The organism is Allobosea sp. TND4EK4 (assembly GCF_900156025.1).
Taxonomy (GTDB): Bacteria; Pseudomonadota; Alphaproteobacteria; order Rhizobiales; family Beijerinckiaceae; genus Allobosea.
This window is the reverse complement of record NZ_FTMO01000006.1, coordinates 172,464-192,122: the sequence shown is the minus strand read 5'-3', so window position 1 is coordinate 192,122 and position 19,659 is coordinate 172,464. Positions and strand designations below refer to the sequence as shown.

Here is a 19,659-nt window from a genome sequence, read left to right as displayed (position 1 = left end):
GCCGCCCTTCGCCACCGAAGCTATGAATGCCCGTTGCCGCGGTCAAGGCGCGTGCCCCGCAGGGCAGAGGCGCCGCGCATGCTGGTCACTGGCCGCCCGAGACCAGGCTCGCTCCGACATTGATGCCCAGCGCCAGGATCGTGGTGTTGAAGACGAAGGCGAGGATCGAGTGCAGGAGCACCACGCCGCGCGCCTGCCGCGTCGTCACCGCCACGTCCGATGTCTGCGAGGTGCAGCCGACCGTGTAGGAGAAATACAGGAAGTCGAGATAGTTCGGATCGCCCTCGCCGGGGAAATCGAGGCAGGGCTCGCTCCTGCCGCCGCGATAATAGCTCCCCGCATAGTGCATGGTGAAGAAGGCGTGCAGCAGCGTCCACGAGCACAGCACGGTGATGCCGCCGAGGGCGAAATGCCAGCCCTTCTGATCTGCCGGCACGCTGCCGAGGCCGGCGAACTGCACCGCGATGGCGACGAGGCTCATCGTCGCGGCGAGGCTGGCGATGATCAGGATCGCCAGCGCACCTTCATCCTGCTCCTCGGCGCGCGCGCGGATCTGGTCGACGGTTTCCGTCAACATCGTCGTGGACAGCAGTACGAGGTAGAGGATCGCCCCGGCGTCCCAGGCGACGAGCAGGCGTGTCGCCCAGCGCCATTCGCCCGGCAGGGCGATGGCCAGCAGCGCCAGCGCCGCGAGCGCGATCAGCAGCCGCGGGCGCACCAGCAGCGAACGGGGAACGAATCTCATCGTGGCGCCTGCTCCTGCGGCGGATCGAGGCTCGCTCCCTGCGCCTGCTCCGCCAGTCCCGCAAGCGCCGCCCGGCGCTGGCCAGCATCGAGCGCGAAGCAACTCAGATCGGCGGTGTAGACGGCGAGCGCCCGGACCCGCCGGTCCGGATAGATCTCTCCCATCAGAGCCGCATAGGCGGCAAGCTGCGCGACCGTCTGCGGCGCGATCGCCTCAACCCGTTCGGGCGGCCGGGCCGTGGTTTTGAAATCCGCGATCACCACGGCGTCGGGCAGGACCACGAGCCGGTCGATCCGTCCGGAGACCGCGCGCCGCGTACCGCCCGGCAGCCCGATCTCGCCGGAAATGGGCACCTCCGCCAGCGCGGAGGGACCGAACAGGGCAGCGAGGAAAGGCTCCTCGAGCAGGCGCAGCGCGTCCAAGACGATGCGTGCACGCCGCTCCGCCGGCAGACTGCGGCCGCGGGCTTCAGCGAGGCTCCGCGCGGCCTCGGCCCGGTTTCCCGCAGGCACGTCCGGCAGGATCTGGAGAAGGAGATGGGCGAGGCGCCCGGCCGCGGCCGCCTCCGCCAGGAAGGGACCATCGCCCGGGCGCTCCTCGCCATCGGCGGCGGCGAGCGCACCGGAGGGCCTGAGCGGAGGCGCCGGCTCGGCCTCGCGGGATACCGGCTGGTCCAGCCAGGGCGGGACGGCAGAAGAGCTCGCTTCGGGAACCCGCACCGCGTCTTCAGGCGTCGCCGGCGGCGTCACGCTGAAGCGCCGGATGGCTTCGTCCCCCGTGCCGATCTCCTGCAGGCCGGGCTCGGAGGCAGCGAGACCTTCTGCGATCATCGCGTACCAGCTTCCGGCGGGCGCCTCGCCCTTGGCCTGCGCGGCGCAGACGATCAGGCGGTCCTCCGCGCGGGTCATCGCGACATAGAGCAGGCGGTGGTGCTCCTCGACCATCTGCGCGACGACGGCAGCCTTGGCCTGCGCTGTCCGGGCCGTATCCTCGGCGCTGGCAGGCGGCCAGATCGGGACGAGCACGCTGCGCGGTGCCGGCACGGCCAGGATCTTGGGCAGGCGCTTATGGCCGGGCTCGGGGCCAAGATCGGCGAGGATGACGATCTTCGCCTCGAGGCCCTTCGAGCCGTGGACGGTCATGACCCGGACCTCGCCCGCGCTGGCGGAGAGGTCGCGCTTCACATCGGTCGCGCTGCCGGTCACGTATTGCAGGAAGCCGGCCAGGGAGGGGCCGTAGCGTCGCTCATGGTCGAGCGCGGCGTTGAGGAAGGCGTCGAGCGCATCGCCCGCCTCGGCGCCGAGCCGGGCGAGCGCGAGGCTCCGTCCGCCGCCCGGCCCGAGCAGGTCGGCATAGAAGCGGAAGGGGCCGCAGCGCCCGGCCTCCCGCGTCCAGCGGACCAGCTTGTCCTCGGCAGCGGCGTAACGCGGCTCGGCCAAGGCCGCGGCCTGCAAGGCCGCGCGCAGCGAGCCCTCGCGCAACGGCGCAAGCCGCAGCAGGTCGTCGTCGTCGAGGTCGATCAGCGGCGTCTTCAGGGCGGTCGCGAGCGCCAGGTCGTCGTCGGGCAGCAGCAGCACGCGGCCGAGCACGACGAGGTCCTCGACCGCCGGATGCTCGGCGAGCGTCAGCCGGTCGCGACCGGCCACCGGGACCCCCGCATCCTTCAGCGCCTTCACGATCGCCTCGAACAGCGCCCCGCGCTGGCGCAGCAGGATCATGACGTCGCCGGCCCCGAAGGGATTGCCGCGATCGTCACGGCGGTCCCGGTGCCAGCGCTGCAAGGTCCGGGCGATGCGCTCGGCGAGCTTGACCGTGCCGCTGCGCCGCTCGGGCGCATCGACCGGCGTCGTCCAGGCGTCAGGCGGCTCACCCGTATCGTTGGCCGCGAGAGGCCAGATATCGACGGTGCCCGGCGCGCCATGGCGCACCGTGTCGTGCGTCTCGGGCCGCGGCGAGCCGTCGAAGACGAGGCCGCGCGCATGGTCTGGCAGCGCGAAGACGGCATCCACCGCCTGCATGATGTCCGGCGCCGAGCGGAAGGAGGTGTTCAGGCTGATCGCCTCGAAGGCCAGTTCCGCTTCCCTGACGCGCCGGTCGAGCGCGCGCCGCTCCTCGCCGAAGGCGCTGGGGGCTGCCCCCTGGAACCCATAGATCGACTGCTTCTCGTCGCCGACGACGAAGATCGTCCGCGGCTTCTCGCGGATGTCGCCGCCGCTGGTGAACTCCTCGGCCAGCTTGCGCAGGATCGCCCATTGCGCCTCGCCGGTGTCCTGTGCCTCGTCGAGCAGGATGTGGTCGATGCCGGCATCCAGCTTGTAGAGCACCCAGGCCGCCTCGACCCGCTCGAACAGCGCGCGCGTCCGGGCGATCAGGTCGTCATAGTCGAGGAGCGAGCGCAGGCTCTTCTGGCGCTGATAGGAGGCGAGCATCCGCGTCACCAGCAAGGCGAGCGCGGCGCTGCGGTCCCGGATCGCGACCGCGTTCAGCCGTTCGGCAGCCGCCAGAACGAGGTTGCCCAGCGCCTCCAGCGCCGCGAGCGGCGCGCCTTCCAGCTCGGATTTGCCGCGGCCGCGAATATGGCTGCTGACCGTCCCTTCCGCGGTGATCAGCCCACGCCGGCAGAAGGCGACCGGGTCGCCGTCATCCTGCCCCGCCAGCAGCGTGCGCAGGCTCGTCGCGCAATTCTGCCGCGTGGTGCTGCCGGCCTGGAGCGTCTCGATCAGCAGCGGCAGACCGGGCAGGGCCGCGAGCTCGCGCCGGAACGCGCTCCTGACGCTGTCCGCGTCGAGATCGGGCGCGATGCCCAGGACCGCGCTGATGCCGGCGCGCATCTCGGAGGCATCGCGGGCGCGGCCGTTCTCGTCGTTGAACAGGGCCCGCTGGCGCAGGGCCTCCTGCACCATGGTCTCGAAGGAATCCTGCGCCGCGAGCCGCGCCAGGAGGTCGAGCGCCCTGGCCTCGGCACCGCCCGGATGCGTGGCGACGAAGGCGAGCAGTTCCCGGCGCGCCTCGCGCAGCATCTGCGCCTGCGCCAGATCGTCGGCGACCTCGAAGCGCGGTGGCACATTCGCCTCGAAGGGCGCCGCCTGCAGCACGCGGGTGCAGAAGGCGTGGATCGTCTCGATGCGCAGCCCGCCCGGCGTTTCCAGCGATTCCGCGAAGAGGCGGCGCGCCTTGGCCCGCTCGGCCGGCGTCGGCGAGCGCCCCGTCAGCTTCGCCAGCGCCTCGGCCAGGGCCAGCTCCGGCATGGTCGCCCAGTCGCCCAGCGCCTTGAAGATGCGGTTCGCCATGTTGGAGGCGGCCGCCTTGGTATAGGTGATGCACAGCATGCGGCCGGGCGCGACGTCGTCGAGCAGCAGCCGCAGCACCCGGTTGACCAGCACATGGGTCTTGCCCGAGCCGGCATTGGCCGAGACCCAGGCGGACAGACGCGGCTCCGCCGCCCGCGCCTGGCGCTGGCTGGTGAGCGGCGGGACGTTCCAGCCCGGCTTCACGCCTCGCCCCCTTCGTCACCGCCCGGAGCGGCCGACCATTCCTTGACCCGGGCGAGGTGGTCATAGGGACTGGCATAGCGGATGTAGTCCGGCGCGCGCCGGGAGAGATAGGCTTCTTTCCCGGACCGCAGCGCCTCGATGTGCTCGAGCAGGTTCTGGAGATGCCGGGCCGCCACGTCGGCGAGGCTCTCCTCGCCGAAAACCAGCGGCTTGTCCTTCTCCCAGCCCTTCGGATCGTGGTGGAGCTTCATGTAGATCACGCCGGACACGGGCGTCGGGCCGGCGAGGCCCTTGAAGCCGGCGCGGGCGGCCAGCTCCGCCTCCAGGGTGAGCTGCGGCGCAAAACCCTTCTCCACCTGCGCCTTGCTCGGCGGAGCACCCGTCTTGAAATCGACGATGCGCAGGCTCGGCTCGCGCGTCAGCTCGATGCGGTCGGCGCGGCCATGCAGGCGGAATTCGGAGCCGTCGCTCAAGGGGAAGCTCGCCCCGGTGCCGAGCTCGACGCCGATGCGCGCGATGTCGCTCCGGCGGCGCTCCTCCCAGCGGATGAAGTGCCCGGCCGTCAGCAGGAAGCGCGGCCACCAGAAGGCGCGCACCTCGGGCACGTCGTCATAGTCGCGGAAGAGCCGGTCTCCGATCGCGACGATCTGCGCCTGCGCATCGGCCGGAAGCCGCTCGGGATAGGTCTTGGTGAAGGTCTCGACGATGCCGTGCAGCAGCTTGCCGCGATCCTGCGCCGTCGGCTCCTCGACCAGCGCGTCGAGCGCATCGAGCCTCAGGATCTTGCGGGCGTGGATCTGGTAGGGGTCGCGATACAGCGTCTCGACCTCGGTGACGCTGAGCGAGAGCGGCTGCAGCGCGCGCGGCGGCCGCGGCTGCGGGCGTCCCACGGGCTTCGCCTCGGCCGGCACGCCGAGCACCCCGGCGAGGCGGCGCAGGGCCGCGCCTTGCCCCAGAGCCTCCTGCCAGACCGGCGGCGGCGTCACCGCCTGCAGTCGCTGCCAGAAGCGGGAGGCGATCGTCTCGGCCTCGCCGGCCTTGCGCGGGCGGGTCAGCGTGACGGAGCGCGCCATCAGTGCCTGCGCGAAATCATGCGCCGTCTGGCCGATGCGGCGCTCCGGCGGCGACAGCCCCAGTTCGGCACGCATCGGCCGGTTGATGAAGGAATCGGTCGTGGTCTGCGGCGGCCAGACCGTCTCGTTCAGCCCGCCGAGCACGACATGGTCGGCCTCCAGCAGGCGTGCCTCCAGCAGCCCCCAGATCGCGACGCGCGGATGGGCGGAGCCGGCGCGCCGCACCGCCTTCTCGTTCAGGAGGCCGTCGAGGATGGCGACAAGGTCCTGAGGCCGCCCGCCCGGCGGCATCGCATCCTGCGCGGCGGCAAGCTCGTCGAAGAGCCCGGCCAGCGCCTCCCCATCCGGCCCGACGAAGGCGAGCGAGCCCCCGCCCTGCATCGCGCCAAAGGCTTCCACCGCGCCCTGCGCCGCGCGGGCGACGGCCGCCAGCGAGGGAGCCTCCAGAAAAAGGGCTTCGAGCAGCGGCGCGCTCGCCTTCTCGATCGCGTGCAGCAGCGCGGTCGCGGCGGCCCGGTCCTCCGCTGCCAGCCGCGCGCGCGGGCCCGGCACGTGCCGCCCTTCGCGCAGCGTGTCCCATTCGCCGAGCGCGACATGCAAGCCCGCCAGTCCCGGCCCGACCGCATGGCCGCGCCAGGTCCCGATCTCCAGCGCCGCGGCGCCTTTCAGAACGGCCTCGCGGTTGAGCCCAAGGCGGCAGAGCGGATGGGCGAGCAGGGGCACCAACGCGGAAGGGGCCATCTTCGTCAGCGCCGCGTCGACCACCAGCCGCAGCAGCGATCCGGCAGGCCAGCGTCCCAGTGGAAGACCGGCCGAATCGTCGACCTCGACATTCCAGCGCTTCAGCTCGACGACGACGCGCTCGGCGAGGCCGCGATCAGGTGTCACCAGCGCCACGTTCGAATCCGGCTGTTCGAGGGCCTCGCGCAGCGCGAGCGCGACGCAGAGAGCCTCTTCCCGCTCGTCGGCCGCCTCGACGATGCGCAGACCGCGCATCGCCTGTTCTGCAAGTTCGGGCGGAAGGCGCTGATCAAGTCCCGCCCAAAGTTCTGTCACGGAGGCCGGCAGCATGGCCTCCCGCAGCAGGCCGGCGCGGGCGGAGCGCAGCGCATCCGGCTCGGCCAGCTCGCGCACGTCCTCCCGCGTCGCCTGCAGAACCTGCATCAGGTGGTGCAGCGCCGCCTGCGGATGCGAGGGAGCGGGCTCGGTCCCGATGGCACTCCAGGCGCGCTCGGGCAATGCGAGGTCGAGACCGGGCAGGACCACCGCCCCCTCCGGCAGACGGGCGATGGCGGCGAGCAGTTCGGCCGTCGCGGGCACCGTGCCGGTCGAGCCGGCGGCGATGATCGGGCCCCTCGCCCCACCCGCCAGAAGCCGCTCGCGCTCCGCCGCGAGCATGCGGTTGCGGAAGGCGGCAGGGTCGCAGAGGCCTTCGGCGTCGAGAATCTTCGGCCAGGCCTCGCCCAGGATGGCGAGGAAGCTGGCATTGAGCTGCCAGACCTTGTCGAAGCGCTGCGCGTCGAGGCTGGCCAACCTCTCCACCGCGACGCGCTCGGTCTGCAACTGGTCGAGCAGCGTGGCGAGATCGCCGGCGAGCGCATAGGCATCCGCCAGCGTCGCCGGTACCAGGGCAGGCTCGGACGGGTCGAGGCGCAGATGGCTGCGGTTGGCGCTGCGGCCCCAGGCATCGACGAGCTGCGTCAGCAGCATGCGCCGCCGCAGCGGCTCGATCGGCGCGATGCGCTCGGCCGCCCAGCCCCCGGCCCCGATCAGGGCGGTCTCGGCCTCGTCGACATCGCCGAGCGGGACGATCCGCGGCAGCAGCAGCGGCCGGCCGCCGAGCTTCTGCGCCAGCAGTGCCGTGAAGGCGCGCGCGGCACGGCGTGTCGGCAGGTAAAGCGTCGTCCGCGCCATCGCGGCGGGGTCCGCCGGATCGTGGACGCGGCCAAAGCGGCCGTCGAGCATCGCCTGCGCCAGCACCTCCAGGAAGGGCGCGCCGGCCGGGATATTGAACAGGTTGAGTTCAGGCATCGACCGGCGGGGCGGCGAAGGCGGCCTCTGCCGGCGCGATCGCCTCCGGCCGGTCGACATGCAGCCAGCGGCCTTGCAGCACATGGCCGAACAGGCGCCCGCGCCCGATCGCGAAATCGAACATCCGGTTCAGCGAGAACGAGCCCTCCGGCATATGGACATAGAGTTCGGGCTTGGAGATCGCGACCCCGGCATAGACATAAGGCGCGCTCTGCGCCCCGCCGCGCCGGGTCAGGTGCCCCGCCCCGCCGCGAAAGAAATCGCCCGCGCCGTTGAAGCCGATGCTCTCCCCCCGGTCCGCCAGCAGCAGCAGCATGTCCATCCGCTCCGGATCCCAGGCCGCGGCCATTCCGGCGATGTTGCTGACGCCCCACTCGCTCCAGAGCGAATCCGAGTTGACGCTGAAGATCGGGTCGCTGCCCAGCAGAGGCAGTGCCTTCTTGACCCCGCCGCCGGTTTCCAGCAGCTCGCCGCGCTCGTCGGAAATGGTGATGCGCGGCCGCGTGCGGCCGGCCAGATGCGCCTCGACCTTGTCGGCGAGGTGATGGACATTGACCACTGCCTCCTCGACGCCGGCCTCGGCCAGCCTGTCGAGCGCATGGTCGAGCATCGCCTTGCCGCCGATCGTCACCAGCGGCTTGGGCAGCGTGTCTGTGATCGGGCGCATGCGCTGGCCGAGCCCCGCCGCCAGCACCATCGCGCGGCGGATTGGCTGCGAAGCGGGTTGGGTCACGCGAATCTCTCCGTTGGTCGCGCACACGCTAGCAGCCGCACGCGTTTCCCGCACTCCCGTTGCAGCCCGCGTCATTCACGCGCGGAGCACAGCGCAGACCCGGGAATCTCTCGATAATGAGGCGCCGGAGCCCTTTTCGGCCGCAGATGCTCGGGTCAGGCCGGAGCATGACGGCGGTGTTCCCTCAAGCCGTCTCGAACAGCTTCGGCATATGCGCCTCATACCAGGCCTTGAGCTCCTCCAGCGCCGGGTGCTCGAGGTTGCGGCGCAGATAGGCCTCGATGCGCGGCAGGTGCTTGAGATAGACGGGCTTGCCGTCGCGCTTGTCGAGGCGGGCGAAGATGCCGGCGATCTTGGTGTTGCGCTGGGCACCGAGGATGGCATAGGCGCGGGCAAACTGGGCGAGGTCGAATTCCGGTGCGTCGGAGCGCCTGGCAGAACCGTAGGCCGCCAGCAGGCGCAGCTCCAGCGCGGCCGGCACATCGACGCGCGCATCCTGCCCGAGCGAGACGAGGTCATAGGCCGGGTGGCCGAGCACCGCGTCCTGGAAGTCGATCAGGCCGATCCTGCCCAGCCCCTCGCGCTCATGCAGCCAGATCAGGTTGGGCGAGTGGAAGTCGCGCAGCGTCCAGGTGGACGGCGCGGCCAGGATTTCGTCGAACAGCTTGTTCCAGATGCGGCCGAACTCGGCCTGCGTCACTGCCGGCAAGGTCACGCCGGCGATATGGGGACCGTACCAGTCGAGCATCAGCTCGGTCTCGATCGCCAGCGCCTGCCGGTCGTATTCCGGGATCGCGTGGTCACGCCCCTCGGCCACGGGCAGGATCGCCGGCAGAGTGTGGCGGTGCAGGTCGGCGAGCAGCCGGGCCGAGGCTTCGTAGCGCTCGACGATCGGCCTGCGCTCGGCATCAAGCACGCCCTCGCCGCCGAGATCCTCGATCAGCAGCAGCCCGCTCTCCAGATCCTCGGCGAGGATTTCCGGCGCCGAATAGCCGAGCGAGCGCAGGCCGCGATCCATCGCGACGAAAGCATCGACGGTCTCCGCCAGATGCGCGATGGCGCTGTAGGACTTGCCCATGCGGATCGGCGGGCCGTCCGGCCGCGGCGGCGAGATCATCAGCACCGCGGTCGTGCCGCCCGGCATCGTCAGGCGCTCATAGGCCCTGGTCGAGGCGTCGCCCATCATGAAGTCGCGACGCGCATCGGCCCAGCCGGCGCCGTCGATCAACCGCCGGGCCGCCACCGCGATGGCGAGCCGCTGCTTCCAGAGCACGCCGCCGGCGAGGTCGACGATGCGGCCGGTCTCCGGCCGGTCGGGATCGACCTCCAGCACGATGTCGAGCCGGCGCCCTGCAGCCAGGCGCGAACCGGCGCGATCGGGCCACTCGACCAGCAGCACCGCCTGCTCGATATCCTCGATCAGGCCGATATCGTCGAGCTCATCCGGCGAGCGCACGCGGTAGAGATCGGCGTGGAGCACCGGGCCGCGCGGCGTATCGTAGCTCTGGACGAGCGTGAAGGTCGGGCTCGGCGCGTCGAGCGCGGGATCGTCCGCAAGTTCGCGCAGCATTGCGCGGGCGAAGAAGGATTTGCCGGCGCCGAGATGCCCCGACAGCGCGACGATGTCGCCCGGTCTGACGATGGCGGCGATGTCGGCAGCCAGCCGGATGGTCGCCGCCTCGTCGGCGAGCGCGAGCCGGTGCTGACCGGCCGTTCCCGTATCGTCCATCATTCGGCGGCGTCCGAAAGCGGCACGCCGCGGGCCGGGAACACCGCGGTGACGCAGGTGCCCTCGCCGGGGCTCGACTCCAGCTCGACATGGCCGCCATGGAGCTCGACGATCGACCGCACGATCGACAGGCCCAGGCCCACGCCGCGATGGCCGGACCCAAGCGCATGGCTCTCGAAGCGCTCGAACACCTTTTCGCGGATCTCGGCCGGAATGCCGGGCCCCTTGTCTGAGACGGCAATGCGCACGTCGTTGCCGCCACGCCCGGCGCTGACAACGACGGTCTGGCCCGGGGCCGAGACGCCGATCGCGTTGGAGAGCAGGTTGAACAGCACCTGGCGCAGGCGCTTGCCATCGGCGCGCAGGGGGCCGGTGCGCGGGTCGATCTCGACCTTGAGGGCGAGGCGGCCATCGGTCAGGCGGTCCTGCAGCCCGGCGGCGGCCTCGGCGATCGTCTCCGCCACGTCGATGTCCTGGACGTCGAGCGTCAGCGCGCCATTGTCGATGCTGGCGAGGTCGAGAATGTCGTTGATGATCGCCAGCAGCGCGCCGGACGAGCGCACGATATGGCCGGTGTAGTCGCGCTGCTTCTCGTTGAGCGCGCCGACCGTCTCGGTGCCGAGAAGCTGGGCGAAGCCGATGATGTTGGTGAGCGGCGAGCGCAGCTCGTAGGAGACGTGGTGGACGAAGTCCTCGCGCAGCCGCGAGACCTTCTCCAGCGCGTCGTTCTTCTCCGTCAGCGCCCGCTCGACATTGACGCTGGCGGTGACGTCGGCGAAGGAGATCAGCGTCGCGCCATCGGGGAGCGGGGCGGTGGCGATGTCGAGCACCGTGCCGTCGCGGCGCTCGATGCGGCTGCGATATTCCTCGCGCGCATCGCGGACGCCGGTGACGGCGCTGACGAGTTCGCGCCAGACATCCTCCTGCGGGAAGAGCGGGCGGCAGAGCGTGACCACCTGCTCGACATGCGGGGCGCTGGCGAGCAACCCGGCATCGATGCGCCAGGACTGGGCGAAAGCCGGGTTGGAGAGCTTGAGCTTGCCGTCCGAGCCGAACACGGCGACGCCTTCGCGCAGCGAATCCAGCGTCTCGCGCTGGGTACGCATCAACGCGTTGAAGCGCGATTCCAGCGTGAAGCGCTCGGTGACGTCGTCATAGAGATAGGTGACGCCGCCCTGCGGGTTCGGGCTGGAGACGACGTGGATGGTGCGCCCGTCGGGCAGATACCACCAGTCCTCGCTCGCCCGCGTTGCGGTGTAGGCGGCGTGGACCGCCCCCTTCCAGCTGCGGTAATCGCCAAGCTCGGGCAGGCGGCGCTCGGAGCGCAGCCGATCCAGAATCTCGCCATCGGTCGGCAGCCCGTCGAGGAATCCCGGATCGAGCGACCAGAGCGTCTCGAAGCCGCTGTTGCGGTAGACCAGGCGCTGCGAGCCGTCGAAGACCGCGACCGCCGTCTTCAGGCGATCGAGGGTGCGGACATGGGCATCCATCTGGCGCTGGAGATCGGCACGCACCGCCTCCAGCTCGCTCATATCAGTGGCAAATCCGGCAAAGCCGCTGGGGGTCGGCAGTTCGACCACGTCCAGCATGCGGCGCTGGCCGGCCATGACAGCAGGCGTGCGCAGCGAGAACGAATTGCCCTCGCGGCGGGCCCGCAGGGCGGTATCGCGATCGTTTCGGTCAAGGAGCTCGAGCCCGGACGCGACGCAACTTGCAGGGTCCGCGGCTTCGACCGCCTTGGCATAGGCGGGATTGACCCAGGTGAGGCGCCCGTCCGTATCGCGCATCCAGGCCGGATGGGCGAGACCGCCGAGCAGGCTGGTGAAGGCGGCCTGCTGGGCAGTCGCCCGCTCGAGCTCGCTGCGCAGCGTCATTGCCTTGGCTCGCTCGCCCGTCACCTCGCGGAACCGGATGACGGCACGCCCGGCCACGGGTCTGCCCTCGACATCGATGAAGGGACCGGACTTGCTGCGCAAGGTGAAGCCGAAGGCCTCGCCGCGCTCCTTCAGCGCGTCGGTGGCGATTTCGAGCCGCTTTGCATCGGCCGGCGGCGCCCAGCTTCCATAAGCCAGCGCAAGCGTCGAACCGGGAGCGCCGAGGAAGCCGCTGTCGCCCTCGAAGACGGGCTGCGCATCGCGCCCGCTCCAGCTCACCACCACCTGGGGGTCGGAGGCCAGCAGCATCGACAGCCGCTCCTGGTGGCTGCGGGCTGCTTCGAGGTCACCCGCGAGCTTGGCCTCGCGCTTCTGCCAGCGGGCGCGCTCGCGCACATAGACGAAGGAGGTCGTGGCCGCGAAGACGGTGAGCCCGGCAAAGATCAGGGACAGCGCTCCGGCGGCATTCACGATGTCGCTCTTCACCGGGGTGAGCCAGGCATGCTGGGCAAGAGCCGGCATGGGAACCAGGCTCAGGGCGGCCGGCAGAAGAATGCGCGGTCGGCGGCCGCGATCCTTCATCTGTCGCTTTGCGCATCTCATCTCTGCGTCTGCCGCCTTTTGCGCCCGAAGCGCATCATTCAAGCGTATCGCACCCGGAATCGCCGCCGCAGAGCCGGGCTTCCGCCCATCCCTCCGACGCCGACAACTGAGCGCCACCACGCCAATCACATAGAGCTTGGAACGGGTCCTGCGTGCCGCGCAGCCCCGAATCAGCCCCACTGTAATCATCGCCCGACTCCGTCAGGAAGTGCTTAATCGGGCGTAAACGGAGGGTTTTTTGCTCCGCCTGCGACAAGATGCGCAGAACACGCAAGGACTAGGCGAAGCCGCGCCCTCGGACACTATTAGTGGTGTACCGGCGTCGTATGCGCATCATCCACAGGCGCATAAAAAAGGCCCGGCTGACGCCGGGCCTTCCGCATCCGGGGGCTGGCCCGAATGTCAGTAGCGATAATGCTCGGGCTTGAAGGGGCCCGCCTGCGGCACGCCGATATACTTTGCCTGCTGGTCGTTCAGGACGGTCAGCTTGGCGCCGACCTTGGCGAGGTGCAGCGCCGCGACCTTCTCGTCGAGGTGCTTGGGTAGGGTGTAGACCTTGCTCTCGTACTTCGCGTGGTGGTTCCAGAGCTCGATCTGGGCCAGCGTCTGGTTCGAGAACGAGCAGGACATCACGAAGGAGGGGTGGCCGGTGGCGTTGCCGAGATTCACCAGGCGGCCTTCCGAGAGCAGGATGATGCGCTTGCCGTCGGGGAACTCGACCTCGTCGACCTGCGGCTTGACGTTATCCCACTTGAAGTTCTTCAGGCCGGCGACCTGAATCTCCGAGTCGAAATGGCCGATGTTGCAGACGATGGCGCGGTGCTTCATCGCCCGCATGTGGTCCACCGTGATGACGTCGAGATTGCCGGTGGCGGTGCAGAAGATGTCACCGCGGGGAGCCGCGTCGTCCATCGTCACGACCTCGTAGCCTTCCATCGCCGCCTGCAGGGCGCATATCGGGTCGACCTCGGTGACGAGCACGCGGCAGCCGGCCTGGCGCAGCGAGGCGGCCGAGCCCTTGCCGACGTCGCCATAGCCGGCGACGACCGCGACCTTGCCCGACATCATCACGTCGGTGCCGCGACGGATGGCGTCGACGAGCGACTCGCGGCAGCCATAGAGGTTGTCGAACTTCGACTTCGTGACCGAGTCGTTGACGTTGATCGCCGGGAACGGCAGGCGGTTCGCCTTGGCCAGCTCATAGAGGCGGTGGACGCCGGTGGTGGTCTCCTCGGAGACGCCCTTGATCGCGTCGCGGGTCTTGGTGAACCAGCCGGGGTTGTCATTGAGCTGGCGCTTGATCAGCGCGAAGAAGATCGTCTCTTCCTCATTGCCCGGCTTGTCGAGGAACGCGGCCTTGCCGGCCTCGGCCTCGGCACCGAGGATGATCAGCATGGTGAGGTCGCCGCCGTCGTCTAGGATCATGTTGGGCGTGCCGCCGTCACCCCAGGTCGCGGTCTTCAGCACATACTCCCAGTAGTCCTCCAGCGTCTCGCCCTTGATGGCGAAGACGGGGGTGCCGGTCGCGGCGATGGCGGCGGCGGCGTGGTCCTGGGTCGAGAAGATGTTGCAGGAGGACCAGCGGACATCGGCGCCGAGTTCCTTCAGCGTCTCGATCAGCACGGCGGTCTGGATGGTCATGTGCAGGCAGCCGGCGATGCGCGCGCCCTTGAGCGGGGCCTTGCCCTTGTGCTCCTCGCGGATCGCCATCAGGCCGGGCATCTCGTCCTGCGCCATGTTGATTTCCTTGCGGCCATAATCCGCAAGCGCGATGTCCTTGACGATGTAATCCGACACGGGGTGTCTCCGCTGCTGTCCCGAAATGATGCGCGTCCTTAGCAGGGCCGGCGAGGGCGCGCAATCAAAGATATAAAGATGTCTTTATATCCTCGTGGCAATGGTCAACGGAATCCTTCGCTCACTTCGGGCAGGCGAAGGGCGGGAAGGTGCTGGCCATGCCGGCATTCATCGCAACGATGACCATGATGTTCGCCATCTTCAGCTCCTCCGCTGACCGCGCGCAGACGTCGTGCGCGCCGCTGCAACCGGAGGCAAGGAAGGCGTCGTGACGCGCGAGGAACTGGGGACCGAGGCCCGCCTGGCCGAAGCGCTTCAGCGCCTCGCTCCAGCCCCTGCCGTAGCGGACGCATTTCTCGTCGGCCCAGTTGCGCTTGGAGGGAGCGGGCTGCGCCGCGACGGGAGAAAGGTCGGAGGCGGACAAGGCCGCGAGGAACGCGAAGGCAAGCGGCAAGCTGCGCCGATCGGCAGATGACGGCATCGTGGCCTATTCGCCCTCGCCGAACCGATCGGCGATGAGCGCGCCCAGCGCATCGAGCGCTTCGGCCGCGTCAGGCCCTTTGGCGATGATGGTGATGGTCGAGCCGATGCCGGCGCCGAGGGTCAGCACGCCCATGATCGAGGTCGCGCCCACGGTTTCGCCGCAGCGGCTGACGGTGACCTCGGAGTCGAAGCGGGCGGCGCATTGCACGAACTTCGCCGTGGCGCGGGCGTGCAGCCCCTTCTTGTTGACGATCTCGAAGTCGCGATGGAGGGCGCCGGGAGGGATCTCGGTCTCGGGGCAGTCGCAGTCGTCCTCCATGCCGATCGCCCTCTCCATCCGGTCGCGCCGCTCCTACTTGCCCGCCAGCACGCGGCTGGCGACGGTGATGTATTTGCGCCCCGCATCCTGCGCGGCCGTCACAGCCTCGTCGAGGGTCTTTTCCTCGCGGACGCTGGCGAGCTTGATCAGCATCGGCAGGTTGACGCCGGCGACCACGTCGATCCGGCCCGGCTCCATCACGGAGATGGCGAGGTTCGACGGGGTGCCGCCGAACATGTCGGTCAGGATGACGACGCCGCGGCCGCTCTCGACCTGCTCGACAGCCGTGATGATGTCGCGGCGGCGGCTCTCCATATCGTCATCGGGGGCGATGGCGATGGTGGCGAGATGGGCCTGGGGGCCGACGACGTGTTCGAGCGCGGCGCGGAACTCCGTCGCCAGGTGCCCATGAGTCACGAGGACCAGTCCGATCATTCAATCCATCACCGGAGAGCGCGCGAGGGCGCCCGGACAAGGTGGCGGTTTATGCGGCAGGTGCGAGACAATCGCAAGCCGGTTGCCGACAAAGATGTCGAAAACACGGCGTTCAGCCGGCTTCAATGAACAGATCCAGGGCGGCGAGCACCAGCCTCTCGTCCCCGGCACGTCCCGCCACGCGCAGCCGCGGCAGGTCGATCCCGCAGAGGTTGTCGACCAGGTCCTCCGGCTCGGGCATGCGCGCCGGCTCCTCGCCGAGCAGATCGACCACCAGCCGCAGGACGGCTGCCGGTGTCGCAGCTTCGGGGGTGAGGCCGAGCCCGCGGCGCTCGACGACGCCGGCGAGCGGGGCGACAGGCCTCGCGATCAGCCGGCCTGCGCCGGCCGCCAGTTCGACCCGGTCGTCGCCGACGAGGCGGGCGAAGCGGCCGGAGCCTGCGGCAAGGCCGATCAGGGCCAGCGCAAGGATCGATTTGCCGGCGCCGGACGCGCCGCGGATCAGGATGCCCGCCTCGCCGATGGCGATCGCCGTGGCATGGACGCGCTCGGGCCGTGGCGGGACGGATGCGGGTTCAGGCGGCATGCTGATGCGCCGCGGGCAGCCGGACGATGAAGCGGGCACCCAGCCGCTGCGCCTCTCCGTCCGGTCCCGGTGGACCCAGGCGGTTCTCGGCGCGGATCGAGCCGCGATGAGCCTCGATGATCTGGCGCGAGATCGAGAGGCCGAGCCCCGAATTCTGCCCGAAGCCCTCATTGGGGCGGTCGGTGTAGAAGCGCTCGAAGACACGCTCCAGCGCGTGCGGCTCGATGCCCGGGCCCTCGTCCTCGACGGTCACGAGCACGTCATTGGCGACCCGCGACAGCGTGACCTTGACCGGCTTGTCCGGCGGCGAGAAGGAGCGGGCATTGTCGATCAGATTGACCATGACCTGGCCGATCCGGGAATCGTGCCCCAGCACGAAGAAGGCATCGTCGCCGAGCTTCTGGCTGCGGCGGTCGGCGGTGAGCTCGATCCTGGCCTGACCCTCGCGGCGGGTCTCGTTCTGGATGGTCGTCACCGCCTCCAGCACCTGTGCGACATCGACCGGGGCGGAATCGTTGCGAGCGAGTTCGGCGTCGAGGCGGGAGGCATCGGAGATGTCCGAGATCAGCCGGTCGAGCCGGCGCACATCGTGCTGGATCACGGCCATCAGGCGACCGCGGGACTCGTCGTTCTTGGCGCGCGGAAGCGTCTCGACGGCGCTGCGCAGCGAGGTGAGCGGATTCTTCAGCTCATGCGCGACGTCGGCCGCGAAGCTCTCGATCGCCTCGATGCGGCTGTAGAGCGCCTCGGTCATCTCGCGCAGCGAGCCGGAGAGATGGCCGATCTCGTCGTGGCGGCTGCTGAAATCGGGAATCTGCTCGCGCGACTTGACGCCCCGCCGCACGCGCTGGGCCGCATCGGCGAGCTTGCGGATCGGCTCGGCGATGGTGCCGGCGAGCAGTACCGAGAGCACGATCATGACGGCGGCCGCCACCGCGAAGACCTGGAAGATGGCGAAGCGTTCGGAGCCGATCACGGCGTCGATGTCGCCGCCTTGCGTCGAGAGCAGCAGCGCACCCTTGATGGCGCGGAAGCGCTGCACCGGCACCGCGACCGAGACGATGGTCTGGCCGCGCGTGTTGACGCGCACGACGCTGGCCGGCGCACCGGAGAGGGCCCGCGCCACCTCCGGATAGGATTTTCCGTTGGCGTTCTCGAAATCGTCATAGGTCGGCACGTCGGCACGGCCGAGCTTGTTGCGCAGCATGTTCCAGGTGCGCTCGAGCAAAGGCGGCTCGTCCGGCTCGCCGACGCGCGGCAGGTCGAGCCTCAGCACCTCACCGCGCGAATACAGGCTGCGCGAGTCGATCGTCAGCATCCCGTCCCTGTCATAGACGCGGGCCCGCGTCTTGGTCGGGGTGACAAGGCGGCGCAGCAGCGGCGCCACCTTTTCCGGATTGATCGAGAAATCGAGCGGGTCCTCGGCGATGCCGGCGCTCTCGCCGGCCTGCATCTGGAGCAGCTTGTCGGGATCGATGGTGATGGCATCGGTATCGACCGTGGCGGAGGCCGCGATCGCGCCGGCAATGATCTCGCCCTGCGTCAAGAGGCTCTGGACGCGGGCCTCGATCAGCCCCTCGCGGAACTGGTTGAGGTAGAGGAAGCCGACGAACAGGGCGAACAGCCCGCCGAGATTGAGCACGACGATGCGGCGCGTCAGACTGGAGGCGGCGCGCGAGGAGACGGCTCGTCCGAGCCTGCGGCCCGCCAGGACGAGCCGTTTGCGCAAGCCCCCGCCCGGCGCCCTGCCGGCCGGAGCCGGCCGGGCTTCATCGTCGATCGTTGCCATCGTCCGCGATCGTTGCCATTTCCGGCCGGGCCCAGCCCCGGCTCGCGACCGTCACCCGCGGGACCGGCGTGGCCCGCCTTGCGACCGGATCACCCGTCCCGCCCCTCTCCGGACCGTGCTTTCACACCCGGAGAGATGCCATGCCTCAGGCTTCCTTGAAGCGATAGCCGACGCCGTAGAGCGTCTCGATCATGTCGAATTCCGCATCGACCTGGTTGAACTTCTTGCGCAGCCGCTTGATGTGGCTGTCGATGGTGCGGTCGTCGACATAGACCTCGTCGTCATAGGCCGCATCCATCAGCGCGTTGCGGCTCTTCACCACGCCGGGACGCTGCGCCAGCGACTGCAGGATCAGGAACTCGGTCACCGTCAGCGTCACCGGCTCGCCCTTCCAGGTGCAGGTGTGGCGCTCCGGGTCCATGCGCAGCAGGCCGCGCTCAAGCGCCTTGGCGTCTTCCGCGCGGGTCGTGGCGGTGGCATCCTTGGCGCCGGCCCGGCGCAGGATCGCCTTGACGCGCTCGACCAGGAGGCGCTGGGAGAACGGCTTCCGGATGAAGTCGTCAGCGCCCATCTTCAGGCCGAAGAGCTCATCGATCTCCTCGTCCTTCGAGGTCAGGAAGATGACCGGCAGGTCGGATTTCTGGCGCAGCCGGCGCAACAGCTCCATCCCGTCCATGCGCGGCATCTTGATGTCGAAGATCGCCAGATCCGGCGGGTTCTGCTTCAACCCGTCGAGGGCCGAGGCGCCGTCCGTATAGGTCATGATCCTGTAGCCCTCGGCTTCGAGCGCGATGGAGACCGAAGTCAGGATGTTGCGGTCGTCATCGACCAGCGCAATCGTCGGCATCAGAATGACATCTCTTGTTCTTGCGGTAATAAAGATGGGTCCACTCCCCTGCGAGAGCGGCCAAAGCATGGCAGCAATCTAGCGGGTTATGGGCGGGTTCGCTATGGCTGAACGCTCGGGCGCTGCGGGAGTTCGTCGAGAGCGCCATTCCGCAGCTTCAGAATGCCAGGGGACATGGGCCCAAGAGACATGACCGAAGCGACGACCGCACCCGCCATTACCCCGCGCGGCCTGGAGCTCGGCGGCAGCGCGCCCGCCGATTTCGACCCGGTCGCGATGGCTCGGCAGGTGCTGCGCACGGCGCGGACCGCGGCGCTGGCGACGCTCGACCCGCAGAGCGGCTTTCCGCTGGCAACGCTGACGAATATCGCGACGGATGCCGACGGCAGCCCGCTCTTCCTCGCCTCGCGGCTCTCGCTCCACACCCGCAACATCGAGGCGGATGCGCGCCTCTCGCTGCTGGTGTCGTCGCTCGGCAAGGGCGACCCGCTCGCCGCTTCCGCGCGGCTCTCGGTCGTCGGCCGCGCGCAGCGCTGCATCGACGTCAATGCCAGGCGCCGCTTCCTCGCCCGGCATCCCAAGGCGAAGCTCTATGCCGACTTCCCCGATTTCGCGCTCTACCGCGTGGAGGTGCTCGGGCTCCACCCCAATGGCGGTTTCGCCCGCGCCGGAGAGATCGCGCCGGGGGAGGTGTTGCTCGACCTCTCCGGTTGCGAGGCGCTCCTGGCGACCGAGGGCGAGGCGCTGGAGCATCTGAACGCCGATCATGCCGAGGCGCTCGCCCTGTATGCGACACGGCTGCTCGGCCTGCCGGCCGGGCGCTGGAAGGCGAGCGGGCTCGATCCCGAGGGGCTCGACCTGGTCAGCGGCGAGGAAGCGGGCCGGCTGATCTTCCCGGAGCGCATTCGCGAGCCCTCGGCGCTGCGCCGCGTTCTCGTCGCTCTCGCCGACAAGGCCCGCGCGCAGGCGGACAGCTAGGGCGAAGAGACAGCTAGGGCGTAGAGGAAGATTCGCAGGGCTGTTCACCATTCCCCGGGTTCAATCGATCCCTGGGATTCAATCGATTTAGCTTCCGGCGGCGCGATTTTTGTCTTTTCAATGACTTGAGCCGGAAGCCGCCA

14 protein-coding genes are annotated in these 19,659 nt (G+C 69.5%); 1 reads left to right on the top strand and 13 read right to left on the bottom strand.

What is annotated here, in order from left to right:
- Window positions 1-85: 85 nt before the first annotated feature.
- From BW981_RS13175 to BW981_RS13115, 13 genes are all read right to left on the bottom strand, one after another.
- Entirely contained in the window at window positions 86-745 is a 660-nt protein-coding gene (locus BW981_RS13175) for a DUF1345 domain-containing protein (RefSeq protein WP_076439838.1), read from the bottom strand.
- A complete protein-coding gene (gene addA / locus BW981_RS13170; protein WP_076439836.1) occupies window positions 742-4,239 on the bottom strand; it encodes a double-strand break repair helicase AddA in 3,498 nt (1,165 codons plus the stop codon). The genes BW981_RS13175 and addA overlap by 4 nt, the downstream gene beginning before the upstream one ends.
- Window positions 4,236-7,343 (bottom strand): double-strand break repair protein AddB, encoded by a 3,108-nt coding sequence (gene addB, locus BW981_RS13165; protein ID WP_076439834.1) that lies wholly within the window; start codon window positions 7,341-7,343, stop codon window positions 4,236-4,238. The genes addA and addB overlap by 4 nt, the downstream gene beginning before the upstream one ends.
- Window positions 7,336-8,076: a nucleotidyltransferase family protein gene (locus BW981_RS13160; protein WP_244560314.1), complete on the bottom strand. Its 741-nt coding sequence runs from the start codon at window positions 8,074-8,076 to the stop codon at window positions 7,336-7,338. Before BW981_RS13160 ends, addB begins: the two co-directional genes overlap by 8 nt.
- Window positions 8,077-8,260: 184 nt before the next feature.
- Window positions 8,261-9,808 carry a tRNA (adenosine(37)-N6)-threonylcarbamoyltransferase complex ATPase subunit type 1 TsaE gene (tsaE, locus tag BW981_RS13155; protein ID WP_139333754.1) on the bottom strand — a complete coding sequence of 516 codons (1,548 nt, stop codon included), beginning with the start codon at window positions 9,806-9,808 and terminating at the stop codon, window positions 8,261-8,263.
- A complete protein-coding gene (locus BW981_RS13150) occupies window positions 9,805-12,201 on the bottom strand; it encodes a sensor histidine kinase (RefSeq protein ID WP_244560313.1) in 2,397 nt (798 codons plus the stop codon). The genes tsaE and BW981_RS13150 overlap by 4 nt, the downstream gene beginning before the upstream one ends.
- 483 nt (window positions 12,202-12,684) lie before the next feature.
- Window positions 12,685-14,079 carry an adenosylhomocysteinase gene (ahcY, locus tag BW981_RS13145; RefSeq protein WP_076439826.1) on the bottom strand — a complete coding sequence of 465 codons (1,395 nt, stop codon included), beginning with the start codon at window positions 14,077-14,079 and terminating at the stop codon, window positions 12,685-12,687.
- Window positions 14,080-14,200: 121 nt separating this feature from the next.
- Complete coding sequence (locus BW981_RS13140; protein WP_139333753.1) at window positions 14,201-14,560, bottom strand: hypothetical protein; 360 nt, start codon at window positions 14,558-14,560, stop codon at window positions 14,201-14,203.
- A gap of 6 nt (window positions 14,561-14,566) precedes the next feature.
- On the bottom strand, window positions 14,567-14,899 hold the full coding sequence (locus BW981_RS13135) for an HPr family phosphocarrier protein (protein WP_139333752.1): 333 nt from the start codon (window positions 14,897-14,899) through the stop codon (window positions 14,567-14,569).
- Window positions 14,900-14,914: 15 nt separating this feature from the next.
- A complete protein-coding gene (locus BW981_RS13130; protein ID WP_076439822.1) occupies window positions 14,915-15,316 on the bottom strand; it encodes a PTS sugar transporter subunit IIA in 402 nt (133 codons plus the stop codon).
- A 112-nt stretch (window positions 15,317-15,428) separates the two neighbouring features.
- Window positions 15,429-15,902 (bottom strand): HPr kinase/phosphorylase, encoded by a 474-nt coding sequence (locus BW981_RS13125; protein WP_076439820.1) that lies wholly within the window; start codon window positions 15,900-15,902, stop codon window positions 15,429-15,431.
- On the bottom strand, window positions 15,892-17,691 hold the full coding sequence (locus BW981_RS13120) for a sensor histidine kinase (protein ID WP_076439818.1): 1,800 nt from the start codon (window positions 17,689-17,691) through the stop codon (window positions 15,892-15,894). Before BW981_RS13120 ends, BW981_RS13125 begins: the two co-directional genes overlap by 11 nt.
- 145 nt (window positions 17,692-17,836) lie before the next feature.
- Window positions 17,837-18,538, bottom strand: a complete 702-nt coding sequence (locus BW981_RS13115; protein WP_076439815.1) for a response regulator transcription factor — start codon at window positions 18,536-18,538, stop codon at window positions 17,837-17,839.
- Window positions 18,539-18,727: 189 nt separating this feature from the next.
- Between BW981_RS13115 and BW981_RS13110 the strand changes: the two genes are divergently transcribed.
- Window positions 18,728-19,516, top strand: a complete 789-nt coding sequence (locus BW981_RS13110; RefSeq protein ID WP_076439813.1) for a HugZ family pyridoxamine 5'-phosphate oxidase — start codon at window positions 18,728-18,730, stop codon at window positions 19,514-19,516.
- Window positions 19,517-19,659: the final 143 nt, after the last annotated feature.